Source organism: Pseudomonas sp. LY-1, from assembly GCF_053502595.1.
In genome coordinates this window covers 5550866-5570877 of sequence record NZ_CP094353.1, presented here as the reverse complement: position 1 = coordinate 5570877, position 20012 = coordinate 5550866, and the positions used below count along the sequence as shown (strand labels likewise).

General features: G+C 60.4%; 16 protein-coding genes and 2 pseudogenes. 7 read left to right on the top strand and 11 right to left on the bottom strand.

Translation table 11 applies throughout. The features are described 5' to 3' along the window. Positions 1-42 precede the first annotated feature (42 nt). Complete coding sequence (pyk, locus tag MOQ67_RS25525) at positions 43-1494, bottom strand: pyruvate kinase (RefSeq protein ID WP_253398501.1); 1452 nt, start codon at positions 1492-1494, stop codon at positions 43-45. Between the two features lie 172 nt (positions 1495-1666). Here pyk and MOQ67_RS25520 point away from each other — a divergent pair, with 172 nt between their 5' ends. Together MOQ67_RS25520 and MOQ67_RS25515 are read left to right on the top strand one after the other, a co-directional pair. Further along, positions 1667-2041, top strand: coding sequence for a tetratricopeptide repeat protein (locus MOQ67_RS25520; protein WP_247399671.1), 375 nt, complete (start codon positions 1667-1669; stop codon positions 2039-2041). A gap of 227 nt (positions 2042-2268) precedes the next feature. Next, positions 2269-2628, top strand: coding sequence for a PilZ domain-containing protein (locus tag MOQ67_RS25515; protein ID WP_448675959.1), 360 nt, complete (start codon positions 2269-2271; stop codon positions 2626-2628). 58 nt (positions 2629-2686) lie between these two features. Here MOQ67_RS25515 and MOQ67_RS25510 read toward each other — a convergent pair whose 3' ends face one another. Genes MOQ67_RS25510 through MOQ67_RS25485 form a run of 6 tightly spaced genes read right to left on the bottom strand, consistent with a single transcriptional unit; the run spans position 2687 to position 9357 of the window. Then, a complete protein-coding gene (locus MOQ67_RS25510) occupies positions 2687-4018 on the bottom strand; it encodes a DUF58 domain-containing protein (RefSeq protein WP_253398499.1) in 1332 nt (443 codons plus the stop codon). Between the two features lie 7 nt (positions 4019-4025). Continuing rightward, positions 4026-5021 carry an AAA family ATPase gene (locus tag MOQ67_RS25505; protein WP_448675685.1) on the bottom strand — a complete coding sequence of 332 codons (996 nt, stop codon included), beginning with the start codon at positions 5019-5021 and terminating at the stop codon, positions 4026-4028. Further along, the gene (locus MOQ67_RS25500; protein ID WP_448675684.1) at positions 5018-6175 is read right to left on the bottom strand and encodes a DUF4350 domain-containing protein; all 1158 of its coding nucleotides are present in this window, start codon (positions 6173-6175) and stop codon (positions 5018-5020) included. Before MOQ67_RS25500 ends, MOQ67_RS25505 begins: the two co-directional genes overlap by 4 nt. Next, positions 6172-7701: a DUF4129 domain-containing protein gene (locus tag MOQ67_RS25495; protein ID WP_448675683.1), complete on the bottom strand. Its 1530-nt coding sequence runs from the start codon at positions 7699-7701 to the stop codon at positions 6172-6174. The genes MOQ67_RS25500 and MOQ67_RS25495 overlap by 4 nt, the downstream gene beginning before the upstream one ends. Further along, entirely contained in the window at positions 7688-8668 is a 981-nt protein-coding gene (locus tag MOQ67_RS25490; protein WP_253398493.1) for a stage II sporulation protein M, read from the bottom strand. Before MOQ67_RS25490 ends, MOQ67_RS25495 begins: the two co-directional genes overlap by 14 nt. After that, positions 8665-9357, bottom strand: coding sequence for an RDD family protein (locus MOQ67_RS25485; RefSeq protein WP_253398491.1), 693 nt, complete (start codon positions 9355-9357; stop codon positions 8665-8667). Before MOQ67_RS25485 ends, MOQ67_RS25490 begins: the two co-directional genes overlap by 4 nt. A gap of 167 nt (positions 9358-9524) precedes the next feature. Between MOQ67_RS25485 and sbcB the strand changes: the two genes are divergently transcribed. Next, positions 9525-10952: an exodeoxyribonuclease I gene (gene sbcB, locus MOQ67_RS25480; RefSeq protein WP_321848845.1), complete on the top strand. Its 1428-nt coding sequence runs from the start codon at positions 9525-9527 to the stop codon at positions 10950-10952. Positions 10953-11041: 89 nt separating this feature from the next. On the opposite strand, the gene mvaT is transcribed toward sbcB, so the two are convergent. After that, complete coding sequence (gene mvaT, locus MOQ67_RS25475) at positions 11042-11416, bottom strand: histone-like nucleoid-structuring protein MvaT (protein ID WP_005790963.1); 375 nt, start codon at positions 11414-11416, stop codon at positions 11042-11044. 345 nt (positions 11417-11761) lie between these two features. Between mvaT and purU the strand changes: the two genes are divergently transcribed. Then, positions 11762-12610, top strand: a complete 849-nt coding sequence (gene purU, locus MOQ67_RS25470) for a formyltetrahydrofolate deformylase (RefSeq protein WP_247399654.1) — start codon at positions 11762-11764, stop codon at positions 12608-12610. 234 nt (positions 12611-12844) lie between these two features. Here purU and MOQ67_RS25465 read toward each other — a convergent pair. Together MOQ67_RS25465 and MOQ67_RS25460 are read right to left on the bottom strand one after the other, a co-directional pair. Continuing rightward, positions 12845-12965, bottom strand: a pseudogene (locus MOQ67_RS25465) (TIGR00374 family protein); the annotation flags it as partial. Then, a pseudogene (locus MOQ67_RS25460) lies at positions 12958-13431 on the bottom strand (HAMP domain-containing protein); the annotation flags it as partial. The pseudogenes MOQ67_RS25465 and MOQ67_RS25460, both read right to left, overlap by 8 nt. Positions 13432-13695: 264 nt before the next feature. Between MOQ67_RS25460 and MOQ67_RS25455 the strand changes: the two are divergent. Next, positions 13696-15174, top strand: a complete 1479-nt coding sequence (locus MOQ67_RS25455; RefSeq protein WP_247399675.1) for a helicase HerA-like domain-containing protein — start codon at positions 13696-13698, stop codon at positions 15172-15174. Positions 15175-15178: 4 nt separating this feature from the next. On the opposite strand, the gene MOQ67_RS25450 is transcribed toward MOQ67_RS25455, so the two are convergent. Then, a complete protein-coding gene (locus MOQ67_RS25450; protein ID WP_017847108.1) occupies positions 15179-15634 on the bottom strand; it encodes a DUF721 domain-containing protein in 456 nt (151 codons plus the stop codon). A gap of 294 nt (positions 15635-15928) precedes the next feature. Here MOQ67_RS25450 and secA point away from each other — a divergent pair, with 294 nt between their 5' ends. After that, the gene (secA, locus tag MOQ67_RS25445) at positions 15929-18664 is read left to right on the top strand and encodes a preprotein translocase subunit SecA (protein ID WP_253398481.1); all 2736 of its coding nucleotides are present in this window, start codon (positions 15929-15931) and stop codon (positions 18662-18664) included. A 124-nt stretch (positions 18665-18788) separates the two neighbouring features. Then, on the top strand, positions 18789-20006 hold the full coding sequence (gene argJ / locus MOQ67_RS25440; RefSeq protein WP_321848838.1) for a bifunctional glutamate N-acetyltransferase/amino-acid acetyltransferase ArgJ: 1218 nt from the start codon (positions 18789-18791) through the stop codon (positions 20004-20006). The last annotated feature ends 6 nt before the right edge of the window (positions 20007-20012 follow it).

The window sequence follows — 20012 nt, the reverse complement described above, 5'->3', positions numbered from 1 at the left end:
CCGCCATTCACAGGGCGGGGCTTTGGTTTTTCAGCGGATCACTCAGACCATTGGGTCGCCAACGTGCAGGATTTTCATGCCGTTGGTGCCGCCGATGGTGTGGTAGCTGTCGCCCTTGGTCAGGATGACCCAGTCGCCTTTCTCCACTACGCCACGCTTGAGCAGTTCGTCGATGGCAGCCTGGCTGACTTGCTCAGGCGGCAACGACGCCGGGTCGAACGGTACTGTGTAGACGCCACGGAACAGCGCCGCGCGGGCCTGGGTTTCGCGGTGCGGGGAGAACGCGTAGATCGGCACCGAGGAACGGATGCGGGACATGATCAACGGCGTGTAGCCACTTTCGGTCAGGGCGATGATCGCTTTGACGCCAGGGAAGTGGTTGGCGGTGTACATGGCGGCCAGGGCGATGCTCTGGTCACAGCTTTCGAACACTTTGCCGATGCGGTGGCTGGAGGTCTTGCTGGTCGGGTGCTTTTCGGCACCGATGCAGATACGCGCCATGGCCTGGACGGCTTCCAGCGGGTATGGGCCAGCGGCACTTTCAGCCGAGAGCATCACGGCGTCGGTGTAGTCGAGCACGGCGTTGGCCACGTCGGACACTTCGGCGCGGGTCGGCATCGGGTTCTGGATCATCGACTCCATCATCTGGGTCGCCACGATCACCGCTTTATTGTGGCGGCGTGCGTGCAGGATGATTTTCTTCTGGATACCGATCAGTTCAGCATCACCGATTTCCACGCCAAGGTCGCCACGGGCAACCATCACGGCGTCGGACGCCATGATCAGGCCGTCGAGGGTTTCGTCATCGGCCACGGCTTCGGCGCGTTCGATCTTCGCCACCAGCCAGGCAGTGCCGCCAGCTTCGTCGCGCAGCTTGCGGGCGTATTCCATGTCGGCGGCGTCGCGAGGGAAGGACACCGCGAGGTAATCCACTTCCATTTCGGCGGCGAGCTTGATGTCGGCCTTGTCTTTTTCAGTCAGGGCCGGCGCCGTCAGGCCACCACCGCGACGGTTGATGCCTTTGTGATCCGACAGCGGGCCGCCGATGATCACGGTGCAGTTCAGTTCGGTGACGCTGGCGGTGTCGACTCGCATGACCACGCGGCCGTCGTCCAGCAGCAGTTCGTCGCCGACGCCGCAATCCTTGACCAGGTCCGGGTAGTCGATACCCACGATTTGCTGGTTGCCTTCGGTCAGCGGGTGGCTGGTGGAGAAGGTGAACGTGTCACCGATCTTCAGCTCGATCCGCTTGTCGGTGAATTTGGCGATACGAATTTTCGGGCCTTGCAGGTCACCCAGCAGTGCGACGAAGCGACCATGCTTGGCGGCCAGGTCACGCACCAGCTTGGCGCGAGCCTTGTGCTCGTCCGGGGTGCCGTGGGAGAAGTTCAGACGGGCAACGTCCAAACCAGCCAGAATCAGCTGTTCGAGGACTTCCGGCGAGTTACTGGCCGGGCCAAGGGTGGCGACGATTTTGGTGCGACGGACGGACATGCACAGACTCCTGAGTTCAAGCGCTGGGGAAGGCTACTATGCTCTTTGGTTGTAGTCATTGTTCGTTTGCACTACTTATCGGCGATTCGCTTTTCGCTATGATTGATTAGATGAACATCCTTGAAGATTTTTGACGAGGGGTCGATACACTGCACGAGACAGGAGAACCCTCATGCGAATTTTGCTCATTGCTGCCCTGGCCGTCAGTGTTGTCGGCTGTACCCGTTGGTCGATGGACCACCATTTGAACAACGCCTACCGTGCGTATGGGGTCGGTGACTGCGAGCGCGTCACCCTGGAATTGTCCCAGGTCGACCGTGAAAGTCGCACTCGGCGCTATGTGCAGCCGGAGGTCTCGATGTTGCGCGGGCAGTGTCTGGAGCGGCAGAAGCTGTTCGTCGACGCGGTGCAAACCTATCAGTTCATCATCAACCAGTATCCGTCCAGCGAGTACGCCTACCGGGCCCGCGCGCGCCTCGATACCCTGCAGCAACTGGGGCATTACCCTGGTGCGAGCGTTGCGCAGCCACGTCCTGCGTCGTTGTGATGATATTTGTCATTCTATAGCTGGCTCGTCACCAGTCTTGGGCTATTCTTTGAATGTTCGTTTGTACAAGTTTGTGTTCGAGCGGATGGAATACTTGGGGTTGGCAGGCGGTAGAGTGGCAAAGCGCTAGCTGTTGTCGCACCGATCTCCAGGGAGAGCGGGGGTGTTAGGCCCGTTCCGAATCACTGGCGCGGCCAGAGTTATGGCCAATGGATGGCGATATCAGCATGTTTACCAACCGACGAATTGAGCGGCATCAATTGTCTTGTTTCCTGCAAGTGTTCAACCGGCTTACGGACAAGCCCATTGGTTACTTGGGTAACGTCTCTGCAGAAGGGCTGATGTTGATCAGTCAATTGCCGATGATGGTCGACGCGGAGTTCGAGCTGCGCTTGAAGATTCCCACGGCTGACGGCGATTTCCAGGCAGTTGATTTCACGGCGACCTGTTTATGGAGCTATGAGGACATCAATCCCCAGCATTACGACTCAGGCTTCAGTGTGGTTGAGGCGCCTGCAGAATACGGTCAACTGATCAAAGCCTTGCTGCGGTACTTCAGTTTTGACCCCTTACAGGCGTCCGCTTAGACATTGCGCGCAGTCACCCCGACTTGGGTGTGGCGACCCACGCCGGGGTGTGTTGCTTTCACAGTACGCCAGCTTTTTTCCAGCCCAGGTAGCGTGTCACCAGGGCGGCGCCCAATTCCGAGGGTGGCGTATCCAGTACCGACAACCCGTGAGCGCTCAGGCGGTCATGCAGTTCGTCGCGTTGATTGAGGTAGTCGACGGCGCCGCTATAGGCCAGCGCTTCGGGCAGGGTTTGCACGGGCGACAGGCGCAGTTGGTCGAGTACTTCTTCACGCAGGCTGGCGACCAGTACCCGGTGTTGCCGGCTGATGCGTTTGACCGCCGTCAGTAACGCTTCATCGTCCTCATCCCGCAGGTTGCTCACCACGATCACCAGCGCCCGGCGTTTCTGCCGAGCCAGCAGTTGGTTGGCCGCGGCCTCGTAGTCGGCCGCGCGTCGGGTGGTGTCCAGGTCGTAGACGGTGTTGAGCAACAGGTTCAATTGCCCGGTGCCCTTGACGGGAGCCAGGTAGCGCGGCTGGTCACAGGCGAAGGTGCATAGCCCGACCGCATCGCCCTGGCGCAAGGCGACGTAACTGAGCAGCAGGCAGGCGTTGAGGGCGTGATCGAAGTGGGAAAGTTCGGCATCCTGGCTGCGCATGCGCCGACCACAATCGAGCATGAACACGATCTGCTGGTCGCGTTCGTCCTGGTATTCCCGAGCGATCGGCGTGCGTTGGCGCGCGGTGGCTTTCCAGTCGATCTGCCGCAGGCTGTCGCCCTCCCGAAACTCGCGCAGTTGATGAAACTCCAGTCCCAACCCTCGTCGTTGGCGCTGACGCACGCCCAACTGGCTCAACCAGTTATCCACACCCAATAGCTGTGCGCCATACAGACGGGCGAAATCCGGATAGACCCGGGTTGCATCGCTGACCTCGACAAAGCGCCGCGCGGACCACAACCCGAAGGGGCTGGGCAGGTGAAGTTCGCAACGACTGAAACAGAAGTGGCCACGCCGCAAGGGGCGCAGCCGATAGCCCAGTTCGCTGCGCTCACCGGGGCGCAGTTCGATGGACTGCGGCATGTTTTCCATGCTCAGGCCGTCGGGGACGTGATCGAACACCCGTACAGTCAGCGGCTGTGGGTAATCGTGTTCAAGCGTCAGGCGTGCTTCGCCCCAGCGAGCCAGTGCCAGGCTGCCGGGCATCTGCCGTTGGACCCGTGGGGACGGACGGCGGCGAAGACGCATGGCGTCCAATAGCGCCAGCAGCAACAGGGCCAGCAGCAGGCCCCAGGCCACCGAATGCAGGCTGTCAGGCACCCGCAACTGCAACGCCTGTGCAGTGCCCAGCAGAATATTCAGGCCCAGCAGCACGCCAAGCCAGATCAACAGCAGACGGGTCGGCTTCATGGAGGGTTCATTGCCGAGGTGCCGGAATCTGGTCCAGCAGTTGTTGGAGTACCTGATCCACTTCCAGCCCGTCGATATCCAGTTCGGGGGCGATGCGAACCCGATGACGCAGCACCGCCAGGGCGCAGCCCTTGATGTCGTCCGGGGTGACGAACTCGCCCCCGCGCAGCAAGGCGCGGGCTCGGGCGCCGCGCACCAGGGCGATGGAGGCGCGTGGGCCGGCACCGATGATCAGCCCCGGCCAACTGCGGGTGGCTCGTGCCAGGCGCACGGCGTAATCGAGCACTTGCTCATCCAGCGCCAGTTCGCTGGCGATCTGTTGCAATTGCAGCACGTCCTCGGCTTGCAGCACGGTGCGCAGCGGCTGTACGTCGAGCATGTCGGCCCGAGATGAGCGCGTGACTTCGCGCACCATCTCCAGCTCTTGCTGGGAATCAGGGTAGTCCATGCGCACCTTGAGCATGAAACGGTCCAGCTCGGCCTCGGGTAGCGGGTAGGTGCCTTCCTGCTCAATAGGGTTCTGGGTGGCCAGCACCATGAACGGTTGGCCGATGGGCAGCGCTTCACCCTCAAGGGTGACTTGGCGCTCCTGCATGGCTTCGAGCAAGGCGGCCTGGGTCTTGGCCGGTGCTCGATTGATCTCGTCCGCCAGCAACAGGTGGGTAAACAACGGCCCCTTGCGCAGCTTGAACTGTTCGGTGTGCAGGTCGTACACCGCGTGGCCGGTGACATCGCTGGGCATCAGGTCCGGCGTGAACTGGATGCGCGCAAAGTCGCCGCCAAAGCAACGGGCCAGGGCCCGCACCAGCAAGGTCTTGCCCAGGCCGGGTACGCCTTCAAGCAGCACGTGGCCGCCGGCGATCAAGGCGGTGAGTACGTCATCGATCACCTGGTCCTGGCCAATCACCGCCTTGCGCAGTTCAACGCGCAAGGCCTGGGCTTGGCGGCTGGCGTGTTGCAGGGTGTCGGTGGTCAGGGCAGTGGCCGTTGGAAGTTCGCTCATAGGGCATTCCTGAGAGTTTGCAGGCACGCCACCTGGCGGCTGAAATCGGCGCTGGAAAGCCGTTTTGCCGCAAGTGGGCCGAGGGCCTGGCTGATCACGTGAGAGGGTTGGCGCGTCAGGTGTTCAAGCACCTGCCACTGTTCTGCGGTGTCGAGGTGTTCAAAGCCTGGGTGGCGCCGCCGGGCGGCGCGCAGGATATCGCGCTGCAAGGCGTGTAACAGGGGACCCTGGCCGCTGCGGCGCAGCAGGAAGTCGGCGCTGGCCTCCAAGTGTTCCTGCAGTTGCCGGCGTGCCTTGGGCGCTGGCGCCTGGATCGGGCCTTGGCGTATGCCGGCCTGCCAGAGCGCCAGGGCGATCAGCGCGGCGAGTGCCGCCAGCGCCTGGGGGAAATAGCGCATCAACAAGGTGAACAGATCGTCCACGTCGCTGTTGAACAGCAGGGTCACGTGCGTGCCTTGGTTCAGGTACCACAGCAGCCAGGCGTTATCGTGTTTGCCGATTCCCGGGTTTTTCCATAAGTCGCTGTCGGTGACTACTGTCACACTGCCTTGCCCGAGATTGAGTTGCATCAGGTGGCTGGACTTGGCGCTGTTGGCCGAAAACTGGGCCAGATGCTTGGGATCGGTCAGGTTGAAGTCGGTATCGAAGCTGAAATACGCCGGGGCCGTTTCATTGTCGACATAGAGTTTGGTCAGGTCTGGCCCTTTCTTTTTGCGTGCCGGAGCGAGTTGGTCGGGTTCGTCGCTCAAGGTCTGGTGGATGTACAGGCGATCGAGCAGCAGGTCGCCGCTTTTATCTGTTTCTTCATCCCACAGCGCTTCGGCCACCACCAATAGGTGGCCACCAGACTTTGCCCAGTCCAGCAGTTGATCCACCTGGCGCGGGGTCATGTTACCGCGTTCGGCCAGCAGCAACAGGCTGCGATCTTTTGGGGGCAGATCGGACAGTCGTTCAAGGCCGTTGGCGTGGTCCACCACCAGGCCTTGCTCGCGCAGAAAGTGTTCGGCCGCCAGGTAGGGATTGCCCAACGCCTCCGGTGAAGGGCCGCGATCCACGACTTCGTCATAAGGAATTGCCTTGTGCCACACATACAGGCCGCCTGCCCCCAGCAGGCATGCGAGCAACAACCCCACCCACAACAATGGCCGGTTCATCGGGCTGCTCCCGGGTTGAACAGGGCGCGCCAATCGCTGCACAGTTGCTGCTGCACCACTGCGGGAGGAAGGCGGTGCCCGTAGGCAAGGTTTTGCCAGTGCCGGGTCAGTTCATCGCTGAATGCCTGCAGTTGCGGTTGTTGCAAGCGCTGAACGCGTTCCAGTACCTGGCCTTCGGTGTCGGCGTTTTTCAGTGGCAGGTTGAAGTCGTGCAGTAACCGGCTGAGCAGCCCGCGATACAACAGGCCCAAGGCTTCCCGGGGGTGCGTGGGCCATAGTTGCTCGGCGGTGCTGGCGATGTCAGCGGGCAGGGTTTCGGCGCCCAGTTCCAGGCCGAACAATTGCGTGGGTACCGGTTTGGCGAGCTTGGGTTTGCGTGGCCCGCGCCGGCTGACAAAGGTGTGCAGCCACTCGCGATAACGCCAGATCAGCAGGGCCACGCCGCCCGCCAGCAGGCTCCACAGCAGCAACTCCAGGCCTTGGGCGAGGTGCTTGAAGGTGTTGCTGTTGAAGTTGTCCAGCAGTGCTTGCAGCCAGGCCGGTAGCTTGCCGTCACCGTGTGCCTTGGGCTTGACGTTGGTTTTTTCGTCACCGAAGCGATAGCGGGTCACGGTTTCCGGATTTTTGAACGGCGGCTTGTCCAGCAGCGTCTTGATCGATTGGTTGGCGGATTGGGGGGTGACTTGCCGGATGGGGGTCGAGTCATCGGCCATGGCGGGCCGGCCCAGCGGCAGCAGCATCAGCCCGATCACCAGCAGTACCAGTGGCGCCACGCTGCTCAGTCGCTGACGCAGGCGGCGAAAGGCCAGTTCCAGGTCCCACGCTTCCAGCACGGTGCGGCGGTTGAGGTACAGGCTGAAACCGCAGGCGACGTAGATCGGTTCCCAGAACACCAGGACCAGCGCGTAGAAGGCGTTGCTCAGGTGTTCCAGCCACAGCCCCTCCGGGCCTGTCGCCAGCGCCAGCCGCTGCCAGTCCCAATCCAGTTCAACCTGCTGGGGGATGAATAGATAGAACAGTGCCATGCAGCCGAACCACAGGCCGATCTCCAGGTGTACCCCGAGGGTGGTCAACCAGCGCGCCGCGCCGGCGTTGTGTTGTTGCAACACACCCAGGCGTTTTTGACGCGCCTTGCCATCCAGGCCTTCGAGTTGGCTGACCGGCATCAAAAAGCTGCGGCTCAGGCTCAGTCGCCGCCAGGTCAGGCTGGCCAGGAGTTGGCCTTTGAGCAGGCGCGGCCAGTGACGCACGGCCTGCTTGAGGCTAGGCGTTTCGCCAAACAGAGCCTTGGACAGGATATACAGGGGCAAACGGTCGAAGGCCGGCTTCAACCACCAGAATACGAACATGGCCGTGGACGGGTATTGCCATAACAGGACGCTAAGCACGATGAATATCGGCAGGCTCACCAACGCCCAACTGGTCATCAGCAGCAGTCGATGTTCCTGGGCCATTAACACGCCCAAGTCCATGGCTTCCCATGATGTTCGAGGGCGAATCACCACGCTGGAATCACTCAGGCGCATGGCGAGTCCGTCCGGCAAAGGTCAGGTAGGTGGCCACCAGTAGCCAGAGTCCGGCACCCACCAGGTATTTGACCCAAGGCGCGATCGCGGTGGTGGAGGACCAATAGGCTTCGATAAAAGCTGCGATCAGCAGGAACAGCATGACACCGCAGAGCATCTGCACGCTTTTACGCGCCGCCAGCCGCAGCGACTCCCCTCGTGTCAGGTGCCCCGGAGCGATCAACGCCCAGCCCAACTGCAAGCCTGCCGCGCCAGCCAGCGCAATCGCGCTGAGTTCGAAGGCGCCATGGCCGATGACAAACGACCAGAAGGTCTGGCCGTAGCCGATTTCAGTGAGATGCCCGGAAATCGCGCCGATGATCAGACCGTTGAAAATCAGAAAGAACACGCTGCCCAGGCCAAACAGCAAGCCGGCGGCAAAGGTCTGGAAGGCGATGCCAATGTTGTGCATCACGTAGTAGCCGAACATCATCCAGTCTTCACTGGATGCACGTTCGGCGACGCGGCCCAGGCGACTGGCGTCGGGGTCATACATGCTCTGCATCTCGGCCACCTGCTGGGGGCTGACGATGCTGTAGATCAGTTCGGGAAACAGGTACACCAGCAGCGCAATACCCACCAGGCTGCCGAAGAACAGCAGGCTGGCGATCAACACGAAGCGCCACTGTTCACGTACCAGCCGGGGGAAATCGGCCAGCAGGAAACTCAATACGTTCGCCGCCAATTGGCTGCGGTGGCGGTACAGCTGTTGGTGGCCGCGCAGGGCCAGTTGTTGCAGCGGGTCGACCAGGTAACTGCTATAGCCGCGCTCCTGAGCCAGGGCCAGGTGCTGGCACAGGCGCCGATAGTGGTGAGGGAAGTCAGCCAGCTCTTCGGCCTTGGCCTTGCCTTGTTCCAACTGCGTCAGTTGTTCGGCGAATGCTTGCCATTGGGGCTGGTGACGACTTTCGAACAGGCTCTGTTTCATGTCGGCCCCAGCAAACCACGGGCCACGCCGTTGAGCTGCTCGACGGCGCGAGCCGGGGACACCTGCAGGGGCGTGGCGAGGATCGAGGCCAGTTCCTGCACTCGCTCGGCGGACAGTTCGCCCTGGCGCTCGGCGAAATTGAGAATGGCGCGCTGTTCGCTCAGGTCCAGGGCAAATGGCAGGCGCAGGGCAGGGGCCTGCGGCACCCTGGGGCGTGCCAATGGTAGTTCGCGGTAGACCACCAGCGTGCCGGCCGCCAGATCGCCGAGCCGTTTGAAGTTAGGATGCTGCAGGCAACTGATGGCGCCGAGAAAGTAGCCGAAAGGCAGCATGTCGACAAAGCGCAGCAGGTTGCGGATGAGTGAGGCTGACCAGCCGACGGGCGTGCCGTCATCCTGTACCACGCGCAAGCCCATGACTTGCTTGCCTGGCGAGCAGCCCTGATTGAGTACTTCAAACAGCACCATGTACCACCAACTGACCAGGAACAGCAGCAATGAGCCCAGCCCTATGCCGATATTGCCGAGCAGGGCCAACGGAACCAGCAGGATGCCCATGAGCAACCCGCGCGCGCCCAGGTCGAAGGCGAAGGCCAGTACACGTGGTAGCAGGCCGGCCGGGCGCAAGGGTAGGTCGATGCCCTCCGGGGTCTCGATCTGGTAACGGGTATCCAATGGAGCTGATGGCATCGCGATCCTTGGCAGCGCAGGGCGGTTGGAAGATACGGATGCTAGCAGTGTCGGTGAGGGAAGCAACCACTCAAGGTTTTGCTGGATGTTTATACAGTACATATGACTCTGGCCTCAGGCACCTTCCAGCGCCTAGACTTCGTCGATCTTCAGCACAGGAATAGACCGTGACCACTCTTTTTTGGTACGACTATGAAACCACCGGTATCAACCCGCGCAGCGATCGTCCCCTCCAGGTCGCCGGTATTCGCACCGACGTCGACCTCAACGAGGTTGGCCCGCCGGTCAATCTGTATTGCCATCCCAGCGACGATATCCTGCCCCATCCGGCAGCCTGTGCGATCACCGGCATCACCCCGCGCATACTGGCGGAAAAGGGCTTGGCCGAAGCCGATTTCATGACGCGGGTACATGCCGAACTGGCGGCTCCCGGTACCTGTGGGGTGGGTTACAACACCCTGCGGTTTGACGATGAAATGACCCGTTACAGTCTTTATCGCAATTTCTTCGACCCTTATGCGCGTGAATGGCAGGGCGGTAACAGCCGCTGGGACTTGATCGATGTGGTGCGTACCGCCTACGCGCTGCGTCCGGAGGGGATCGTCTGGCCCGAGCAGGATGGGCGCGTGACGCTCAAGCTGGAGCGTTTGACCGACGCCAACGGTATCGCCCATGGCCAGGCCCACGATGCGTTGTCCGATGTGCGCGCGACCATTGCCTTGGCCCGATTGGTCCGTGAAAAACAGCCCAAGCTGTACGACTGGCTATTCCAGTTGCGCAGCAAGCAACGGGTGATGGATCAGGTGCGGCTGTTGCAACCGATGGTGCATATCTCCGGGCGTTTTTCTGCCGAGCGCCATTACCTGGGTGTCGTACTGCCCCTGGCCTGGCACCCGCGCAATCGCAACGCATTGATCGTCTGTGACTTGGGCCTTGATCCGCAGGGGCTGCTGGATCTCGACGCCGATACCTTGCGTCAGCGCCTCTACACCCGTCGTGATGATCTGGCCGAAGGCGAGTTGCCGGTACCGCTCAAGTTGTTGCATATCAACCGCTGCCCGGTGGTGGCCCCATTGAATGTGCTGCGGGCGCAAGACCGTGAACGGCTGCAATTGGATATGGACGCTTATCAGGCACGGGCGCTGCGGCTAACTGACGCACAGGAAGTTTGGCGCGACAAGTTAGCGGCGATTTATGCCGAGGAGGATTTTGCGCCGAGTTCGGACCCGGAGCAGCAGCTCTACGATGGTTTTATCGGTGATCGCGACCGTCGTTTATGCGAACAAGTCCGCGCGGCAGAGCCGACGCAATTGGCGCGGCAGCAGTGGCCCTTTGATGATCAGCGTTTGCCCGAATTATTATTTCGCTACCGTGCGCGCAACTTTCCTGAAACCTTGAATAGCGAGGAGCAACAACGCTGGAAACTTTTCTGTCAACAACGCTTGTCAGAGGGTGAATGGGGCGCCCCCAATACCTTGGAAGCATTTAAACGGGCGCGTAATGAGTTGGCTGTTAGTGCCACACCGTTTCAGTGCCAGGTGCTGGATCAATGGCAGGAGTATGCCGACTCTTTAGCCGCTCGGCTGAATCTGTAGCCGGGTAATTGCAGACTATTCAGACAATAAAAAACGCCAGCAAGCTGGCGTTTTTGTATATCGCGTATCAGGCGAGAGCCTGGCGAGGCTTAGCCCAGCAGGGTAGCCCAACCTTCAACCACGTCACCGCCCCACTTGGCTTTCCACTCTTTCAGAGTCTTGTGGTTGCCACCTTTGGTTTCAATCACTTCGCCGTTGTGCGGGTTTTTGTATTGCTTGACCTTGCGCGCACGCTTGGTGCCGGTAGTTTTTACGGCGCCGCGCGGTGCTTTAACTTTCGACTCTGGGTCCAGCAGCGCGATGATGTCACGCAGGGATTTGGAGTATTCGCCCATCAGGGTACGCAGTTTGCCTTCGAATTCCAGCTCGGTTTGCAGTTTGTCGTCTTGGGACAGATTCTTCAAACGGGCTTGCAGCTCTTTGATAGCTTCTTCGGTGGCACGGTATTCGTTGATCAGGGACATGTGGACTACCTTATGTAGAGCGCTGATTGGCAGGGACAGTGACCAATAATAGTCAGGCTATTTCCCCAAGTAAACATTTAAGGGGATATTTATGTGAATTACTTTGAATGTTTGTGGCAAATCTAAGCAAACGAGTTAATTGGCAGGGGGATGGCTAAAGATAACCTGCTTAATTTCCACTAACTGCCTGAGCTTGCCGATGCGCATGCATATAGCGGTGGTAAAACCTTACGCCATTAAGCGGTGTGGCCAAGGCGAGGGCAGAATAAGCGTCAACGGATACTGCAGTTTTTCTGCGTAATCGCTAGAATGGCGACCTTTGCGAAGTTCTGGAGTTTTCCCCTAATGCGCACTTTTCGGCTGGTGATTGCTTGCCCGGACCGGGTTGGCATCGTTGCCAAAGTCAGTAACTTTCTGGCCTCCCACAACGGCTGGATCACCGAGGCGAGCCATCACTCGGACAATCTCAGCGGTTGGTTCTTCATGCGCCACGAGATCCGTGCCGATACGCTGCCCTTTGGTCTTGAGGCCTTTCGCGAGGCGTTTGCGCCGATCGCCGAAGAGTTTTCGATGATCTGGCACATCAGCGATACCGAGCAGAAAAAACGTGTGGTGTTGATGGCCAGCCGTGAATCCCACTGCCTGGCCGACTTGCTGCACCGTTGGCACAGCGACGAACTGGACTGTGAGATCGCCTGCGTGATCTCCAACCACGACGACCTGCGCAGTATGGTCGAGTGGCATGGCATCCCGTACTACCATGTGCCGGTCAACCCGCAGGACAAGGAACCGGCGTTCGCCGAGGTGTCTCGCCTGGTCAAGCAGCACGAAACCGACGTCGTGGTGCTGGCGCGCTACATGCAAATCCTGCCGCCGGAACTGTGCCGTGAATACGCCGGCAAGGTGATCAATATTCACCACAGCTTCCTGCCGTCGTTTGTCGGTGCCAAACCGTACCACCAGGCTTCCCTGCGTGGCGTGAAGTTGATTGGCGCAACGTGCCATTACGTCACCGAAGAACTGGACGCCGGCCCGATCATCGAGCAGGACGTGGTGCGTGTCAGCCACAGCGACAGCATTGAAGACATGGTGCGTTTCGGCCGTGATGTCGAGAAGATGGTCCTGGCCCGTGGCCTGCGCTATCACTTGGAAGACCGCGTGCTGGTACACGGCAATAAGACTGTGGTGTTCTGATCAACGCGTTTTGATTGAAGAATGAAGGGCCTGGGCGTTAAATCGTTCCAGGCCTTTTTTCATTGATCTGCCATCAGGACAAGCCCATGACCGACCCACTCGATAAAGCTACATCCAGGGCGCCCGCTACGTTGGGCGAGGGGTGTCTGAGTCGCTATGATCCGGATGCGCTGGATGCCGAGGACGGTACTGACTTTCCTGGGGCTGCCCAATTGTGGGATGAGTTGCAGAAACGGCCTGCTTCCCCTGAAGCAGACGCTTGAGCTGCGGCTCGCCGAGCATCAGCAGAAACATCGGCTCGCCGGCCAGTAGATAGAAGCGTCACCGCCCGCCAGATCAAAATCACTGCCGCTGCGTTGGGTCACACTGCTCAAACGTTCGCCGGCCAGGTTGGCGATTTCGACGCTGTCGAGGCTGTGGCGCTGGCTTTCGCTCATGGTGCTGACCGAGTCCCGGGCGCCGACTTGCAGTTCCTCAATCATCTTTTGCACCTGTTGTGCCGACTCCTGGGCGGCGGCCCCCAATTGGTTGATGGCGGCGGCGCTGTTGGTGCGGTCGGCCTGCTCGTCGGAGTTGATCATCGATGAGTTGGAAGCGCTGACCACCCGCAGGGCTACTTCATTGACTTGCCCGGTGGCCGAGGATACTTCGCGGATCGACGTATGAATTCGCTCTACGAAACGGTTGAACGCATTACCCAGGATGCCGAATTCGTCGTGATTCTGGAGGGGCAGGCGGCGAGTCATTTCACCCTCGCCATCGGCGATGTCCTGCATGGCGCGGGTCATCACGTGCAGCGGTTGCATCAGCACTCGGATCAGAGCGCGATGATGATCACCACGGCGATGCTCTGGCTGCCCTTGGCGCTGGGGGGCGATGGAAGTGATCAATTGCCCCGTCGCGGCATTGATATAGGGCTAGGTCAGGGCTGAACCATTCATGGCAGCGTCAAAAAAGGTGTGCTACTTCTGGTGATAGCTCTGATGGAGCCCTGTAAGAACTATCTGACCTATTTTTAGACTTTGTGGGTCTCACATTTATCTCTATCGACCTGGCGGCATGAAAAATTAACCATGGGTGACGAAATGCCTGACTCCACGCAACTGCTTATCGGCGCCGGCCTCGACGGCCAGCCCATCGCCCAGGCCATGCGCCTGGCCAATCGTCACGGGTTGATTGCCGGTGCCACGGGCACCGGCAAGACCGTCACCTTGCAACGTTTGGCGGAAGCCTTCAGCGACGCGGGCGTGGCGGTATTCGCCGCGGATATCAAGGGCGACCTTTGTGGTCTCGGCGCTGCAGCCAACCCCCAGGGCAAGGTGGCCGAGCGCATCGCCGGCATGCCCTTCCTGAATTACACAGCCAAGGCGTATCCGGTGACGCTGTGGGATATCCACGGTCAGTCCGGTCATCCATTGCGCACCACGATCAGTGAAATGGGCCCGTTGTTGCTCGGTAGCCTGTTGGAGCTCACCGACAGCCAGCAATCAGCGCTCTATGCCGCGTTTAAGGTTGCGGACCGCGAAGGCCTGTTACTGCTGGATCTCAAGGATCTCAAGGCGCTGCTCAACCACTTGCGCTATAACCCGGAGCTGCTGGGTGAAGATGCGGCGCTGATGACCACCGGCTCCAGCCAGGCGCTGTTGCGGCGCCTGGCGGTGCTGGAGCAGCAGGGCGCCGAAGCGTTGTTCGGCGAGCCGGCGCTGCAGCTTGAGGATATTTTGCAACCTGCCAGTGATGGTCGTGGGCGTATCCACTTGCTTGACGCCAGCCGCCTGGTACACGAAGCGCCCAAGGTGTACGCAACCTTCCTTTTATGGCTGCTGGCAGAACTGTTCGAGCAGTTGCCCGAGCGCGGCGATGCAGACAAACCGCTGCTGGCGCTGTTTTTCGACGAAGCGCATTTATTGTTTGCCGATACGCCCAAGGCCTTGCAGGACCGCCTGGAACAGGTGGTGCGATTGATTCGCTCGAAAGGCGTGGGCGTGTATTTCGTCACGCAATCTCCGGGGGACTTACCTGACAGCGTACTGGCGCAACTTGGCTTGCGTGTCCAGCATGGTCTGCGCGCATTCACCACCAAAGAGCAGAAATCACTGCGCGCGGTGGCGGACGGTTTTCGGCCCAACCCGACATTTGATGCCTTGTCGGTCCTGACAGAACTGGGCACCGGTGAAGCACTGGTGGGCACTTTGCAGGAAAAGGGCACGCCGGAAGTCGTCCAGCGCGTGCTGGTCGCACCTCCGCAATCGCGGATCGGGCCGCTCAGCGACGCCGAACGGGTCGCGCTGGTCGCCAGTTCGCCGTTGCAGGGTCGCTATGACAAGCCGGTTGACCGGGAGTCTGCCTATGAAGTGCTGATGGCGCGCAAGGCGTTGGGCCCGGCCGAAGAAGCCCAGCCTGTGAGCGATGAACCGAGTTTTACCGACAGGGCCGGGGCGTTTCTCGGGACGGCGGCTGGCAAGGCGCTCAAGTCAGCCATGCAACAAGCCGCCAATCAGATGGGGCGCCAATTAGTGCGCGGCTTGCTGGGGTCGTTGCTGGGCGGCAGCAAGCGCAAATAGGGGGTCAGGCTTTGGGCTTGGCATGGGCGGCCAACCGCTCCAGCGCCGCGCGCAAACCCGGATCGCTGATACCGTCGGCCGTTGCCTGAATGGTTTCGGCCGCGTTCGCCGATAAATCCATGGTGTGCCCCGCAGCGCCTTGCGGAACGGTCGGCGGCTGCACCTTGAACTGGATGCGCGTCAGGCTGGCGAACTCGTCAAATGCCATCAACTGCCGCTGCAGGCGTTTTTGCTGATAGCGCAAGCGTGTCGCCCAATGGCCGTCTGTGACAATAAGCAGCAGGTTGCCCTCGCGCCACGAAGCGACATGGCAGTGTTCCCGTGCCGCCGGTTGCAATTGGCTTTCAACCAGGCGTTGCAGATGGCCCAAGCGTTGCGCATGGCTGAAGATGGCTTTCAACGGCTTGGCTTCGCGAAGCAACACGCTGGGGGCGCGGGCTGTAAGAGGGCGAAACGCCATGATCAGACACCTTAGGTAACAGAGCCGCCATCTTAGCAGAAACCGCCTGTGGACCCCCAGGCAATGCATTTGTGGGGCTTTGCCCGCAAAATCAATGCCCTCCATGGGTTGAAGTTCCGGTAAAAGCCCTTATTTTAAATAAGCCCTCTCACGGGCTCATGCCTGCATTGGGGAACAACGCCACTTTCCTCACCCACGATTCCGGGTAGAATGCGCGTTCGCATGCGGCCGTGAGGGCTGCTCGGGCCACTCACGGTGCGCCCTCCATCCCTATGTGTGGAAGAACCTGCCGATATGTTTGCGCCTTTGTTAAAGAAACTTTTTGGAAGCAAGAATGAGCGCGAAGTTAAACGCATGCTCAAGACGGTGCAGCTGGTCAATGCCTTCGAAGAGCAGATGGTTGCCCTTTCGGACGAGCAATTGCGCGCCAAGACCGAAGAGTTCAAGGCCCGCATAGCCAAAGGTGAAACCCTCGACAAGCTGCTTCCCGAAGCCTTTGCGGTCGCCCGCGAAGCCGGTAAGCGCGTAATGGGCATGCGCCACTTCGACGTGCAATTGATCGGCGGCATGACCTTGCATGAAGGCATGATCGCCGAAATGCGCACCGGTGAAGGCAAGACTTTGGTCGCAACCCTGGGTGTTTACCTCAATGCACTGTCCGGCAAAGGCGTGCATGTGGTGACGGTGAACGACTACCTGGCCCGCCGGGACGCCAACTGGATGCGCCCGCTGTATGAATTCCTCGGCCTGACTGTCGGCGTCGTGACACCGTTCCAGCCACCGGAAGAGAAGCGTGCGGCTTATGCTGCCGACATCACCTACGGCACCAACAACGAATTCGGTTTCGACTACCTGCGCGACAACATGGCGTTCAGCATGGAAGAAAAATTCCAGCGCGAACTCAACTTTGCCGTGATCGACGAAGTCGACTCCATCCTCATCGACGAAGCCCGTACCCCGCTGATCATCTCCGGCCAGGCCGAAGACAGCTCGCGCCTGTACACCGAGATCAACAAGTTGATCCCGCGCCTTGAGCAGCACATCGAGGAAGTGGAAGGCGTGGTGACCAAAGAAGGTCACTTCACCATCGACGAGAAGACCCGCCAGGTCGAACTCAACGAAGCCGGTCACCAGTTCGTCGAAGACATGCTGAGCCAGATCGGCCTGCTGGCCGAGGGCGAAAGCCTGTACTCGGCACACAACCTGGGCCTGTTGACCCACGTGTATGCCGGCCTGCGCGCGCACAAGCTGTTCCATCGCAACGTCGAATACATCGTCCAGGACGGCCAGGTCGTCCTGGTTGACGAACACACCGGTCGTACCATGCCGGGTCGTCGTCTGTCCGAGGGCCTGCACCAGGCCATCGAAGCCAAGGAAGTGCTCAACATCCAGGCCGAAAGCCAGACGTTGGCGTCCACTACCTTCCAGAACTACTTCCGTCTGTATAACAAGCTGTCCGGCATGACCGGTACGGCCGACACCGAAGCGTTCGAATTCCACCAGATCTACGGTCTGTCGGTGATGGTTATCCCGCCGAACAAGCCGCTGGCGCGAAAAGACTTCAACGACCTGGTGTTCCTGACCGCCGACGAGAAATACGCTGCCATCGTCGCCGACATCAAGGAATGCATGACCCAGGGCCGTCCGGTGTTGGTGGGTACTGCCACCATCGAAACGTCCGAGCACATGTCCAGCTTGCTGAACAAGGAAGGCATCGAGCACAAGGTTCTCAACGCCAAGTTCCACGAAAAAGAAGCCGAGATCATCGCCCAGGCCGGTCGCCCCGGCGCGCTGACCATCGCCACCAACATGGCCGGTCGTGGTACCGACATCCTGTTGGGCGGCAACTGGGAAGTGGAAGTGGCTTCTCTGGACAATCCGACACCTGAGCAGATCGCCCAGATCAAGGCCGACTGGCAGAAACGCCACCAGGCCGTGCTGGAATCCGGCGGCTTGCAGGTGATCGCATCCGAGCGTCACGAATCGCGCCGTATCGACAACCAACTGCGTGGTCGTGCCGGTCGTCAGGGTGACGCCGGTTCCAGTCGTTTCTACCTGTCCCTGGAAGACAGCCTGATGCGCATCTTCGCCTCGGATCGGGTGAAGAACTTCATGAAGGCGCTGGGCATGCAGTCCGGTGAAGCGATCGAGCACCGCATGGTGACCAACGCCATCGAGAAGGCCCAGCGCAAGGTCGAAGGCCGTAACTTCGACATTCGTAAGCAACTGCTCGAGTTCGATGACGTCAACAACGAACAGCGTAAAGTGATCTATCACATGCGTAACACGTTGCTGGCCGCCGACAACATTGGCGAGACCATCGCCGATTTCCGTCAGGACGTGCTCAACGCGACAGTCAGCGCGCACATTCCGCCGCAGTCCCTGCCAGAACAGTGGGATGTTGCCGGCCTGGAAGCTGCGTTGAAGAGCGACTTCGGTGTCGACTTGCCGGTTCAGCAGTGGCTGGACGAAGACGATCACCTCTACGAAGAGACGCTGCGTGAGAAGTTGATGGCCGAATTGCTGGCCGCGTACAACGAGAAAGAAGAGCAGGCGAGTGCCGAAGCGCTGCGCACCTTCGAGAAACAAATCGTGCTGCGCGTGCTGGACGACCTGTGGAAAGACCACCTGTCGACCATGGACCACCTGCGTCACGGTATTCACCTGCGTGGCTACGCCCAGAAGAACCCGAAGCAGGAGTACAAGCGCGAGTCGTTCACGCTGTTCTCCGAACTGCTGGATTCGATCAAGCGCGATTCGATTCGCGTGCTGTCCCACGTTCAGGTGCGTCGCGAAGACCCGGTCGAGGAAGAAGCGCGCCTGCGTGAGGAAGCCGAGGCACTGGCGGCGCGCATGCAGTTCCAGCATGACGAAGCGCCAGGTCTTGATGCACCTGAGGAATTGGGCGAAGAGGTCGATGTGGCCCTGGCTCAGACCCCGGTGCGCAACGAACAGAAGTTGGGTCGTAACGAGCTGTGCTGGTGCGGCTCGGGCAAGAAGTTCAAACACTGCCACGGCGAAATCAACTAAGATTTTCGCCTGACGCTGTAACACCCCGCGCCGCGACCGGCATCAGCCGTCGCGGCGTTTTGCCATTAATTCCCACCGTCGAACGCGACGGCACAGACATCATCTATTTTTAAGGAGCGCATTCATGGCTGTTGGTCTTGGTCCTTTGCCCACATTGCACCCGGTTGCCGGTTTTGAGCTCGGTATCGCTTCGGCCGGCATCAAACGCCCGGGGCGCAAGGATGTCGTGGTGATGCGCTGTGCTGAAGGCTCGACCGTCGCCGGTGTGTTCACCCTCAACGCCTTCTGCGCAGCGCCGGTGATCCTGGCCAAGCAGCGCGTGGCCGGCCCGATTCGTTACCTGCTGACCAACACCGGCAATGCCAACGCTGGCACCGGCGAGCCGGGCCTGGTCGCGGCTGCGCGTACCTGCGCCAAACTGGCGCAACTGGCTGGCGTGGATGCCAACCAGGTGCTGCCGTACTCCACCGGTGTGATCGGTGAGCCGCTGCCTGTGGAAAAAATCGAAGGCGCCCTGCAAGCCGCACTGGATGACCTGTCTGTGGATAACTGGGCGGCCGCCGCCACTGGCATCATGACCACCGACACCCTGCCAAAAGGCGCGAGCCGCCAGTTCGTGCACGACGGCGTCACCGTCACCGTGACCGGTATCAGCAAAGGCGCGGGCATGATCCGTCCGAACATGGCCACCATGCTTGGCTATATCGCTACCGACGCCAAAGTCTCCCGCGATGTGCTGCACAGCCTGATCCTGGACGGTGCGAACAAGTCGTTCAACCGCATCACCATCGATGGCGACACCTCGACCAACGACTGCTGCATGCTGATCGCCACCGGCCAGGCCAACCTGCCCGAAATCACCGAGGCCAGCGGCCCGCTGTTCGCCGCGTTGAAGCAAGCGGTGTTCGAAGTGTGCATGGACGTGGCCCAGGCCATCGTGCGTGACGGCGAGGGCGCCACCAAGTTCGTCACGGTTGAAGTCAACGGCGGCGGCAACCACCAGGAATGCCTGGATGTTGGTTACACCGTGGCTCACTCGCCGCTGATCAAGACCGCGCTGTTCGCCTCCGACCCGAACTGGGGCCGTATCCTCGCCGCCGTCGGCCGTGCCGGCGTGCCGGACCTGGACGTGAGCAAGATCGACGTGTTCCTCGGTGACGTGTGCATCGCCAGCCGTGGCGCCCGCGCCGAGAGCTATACCGAAGCCCAGGGTTCGGCGGTGATGCAGCAGGAAGAAATCACCATCCGCATCGAGTTGGGTCGCGGCGAGTGCAGCGAAACCATCTGGACCACGGACTTGTCCCACGAGTACGTGAAGATCAATGCGGAATACCGTACCTGAAGCCCG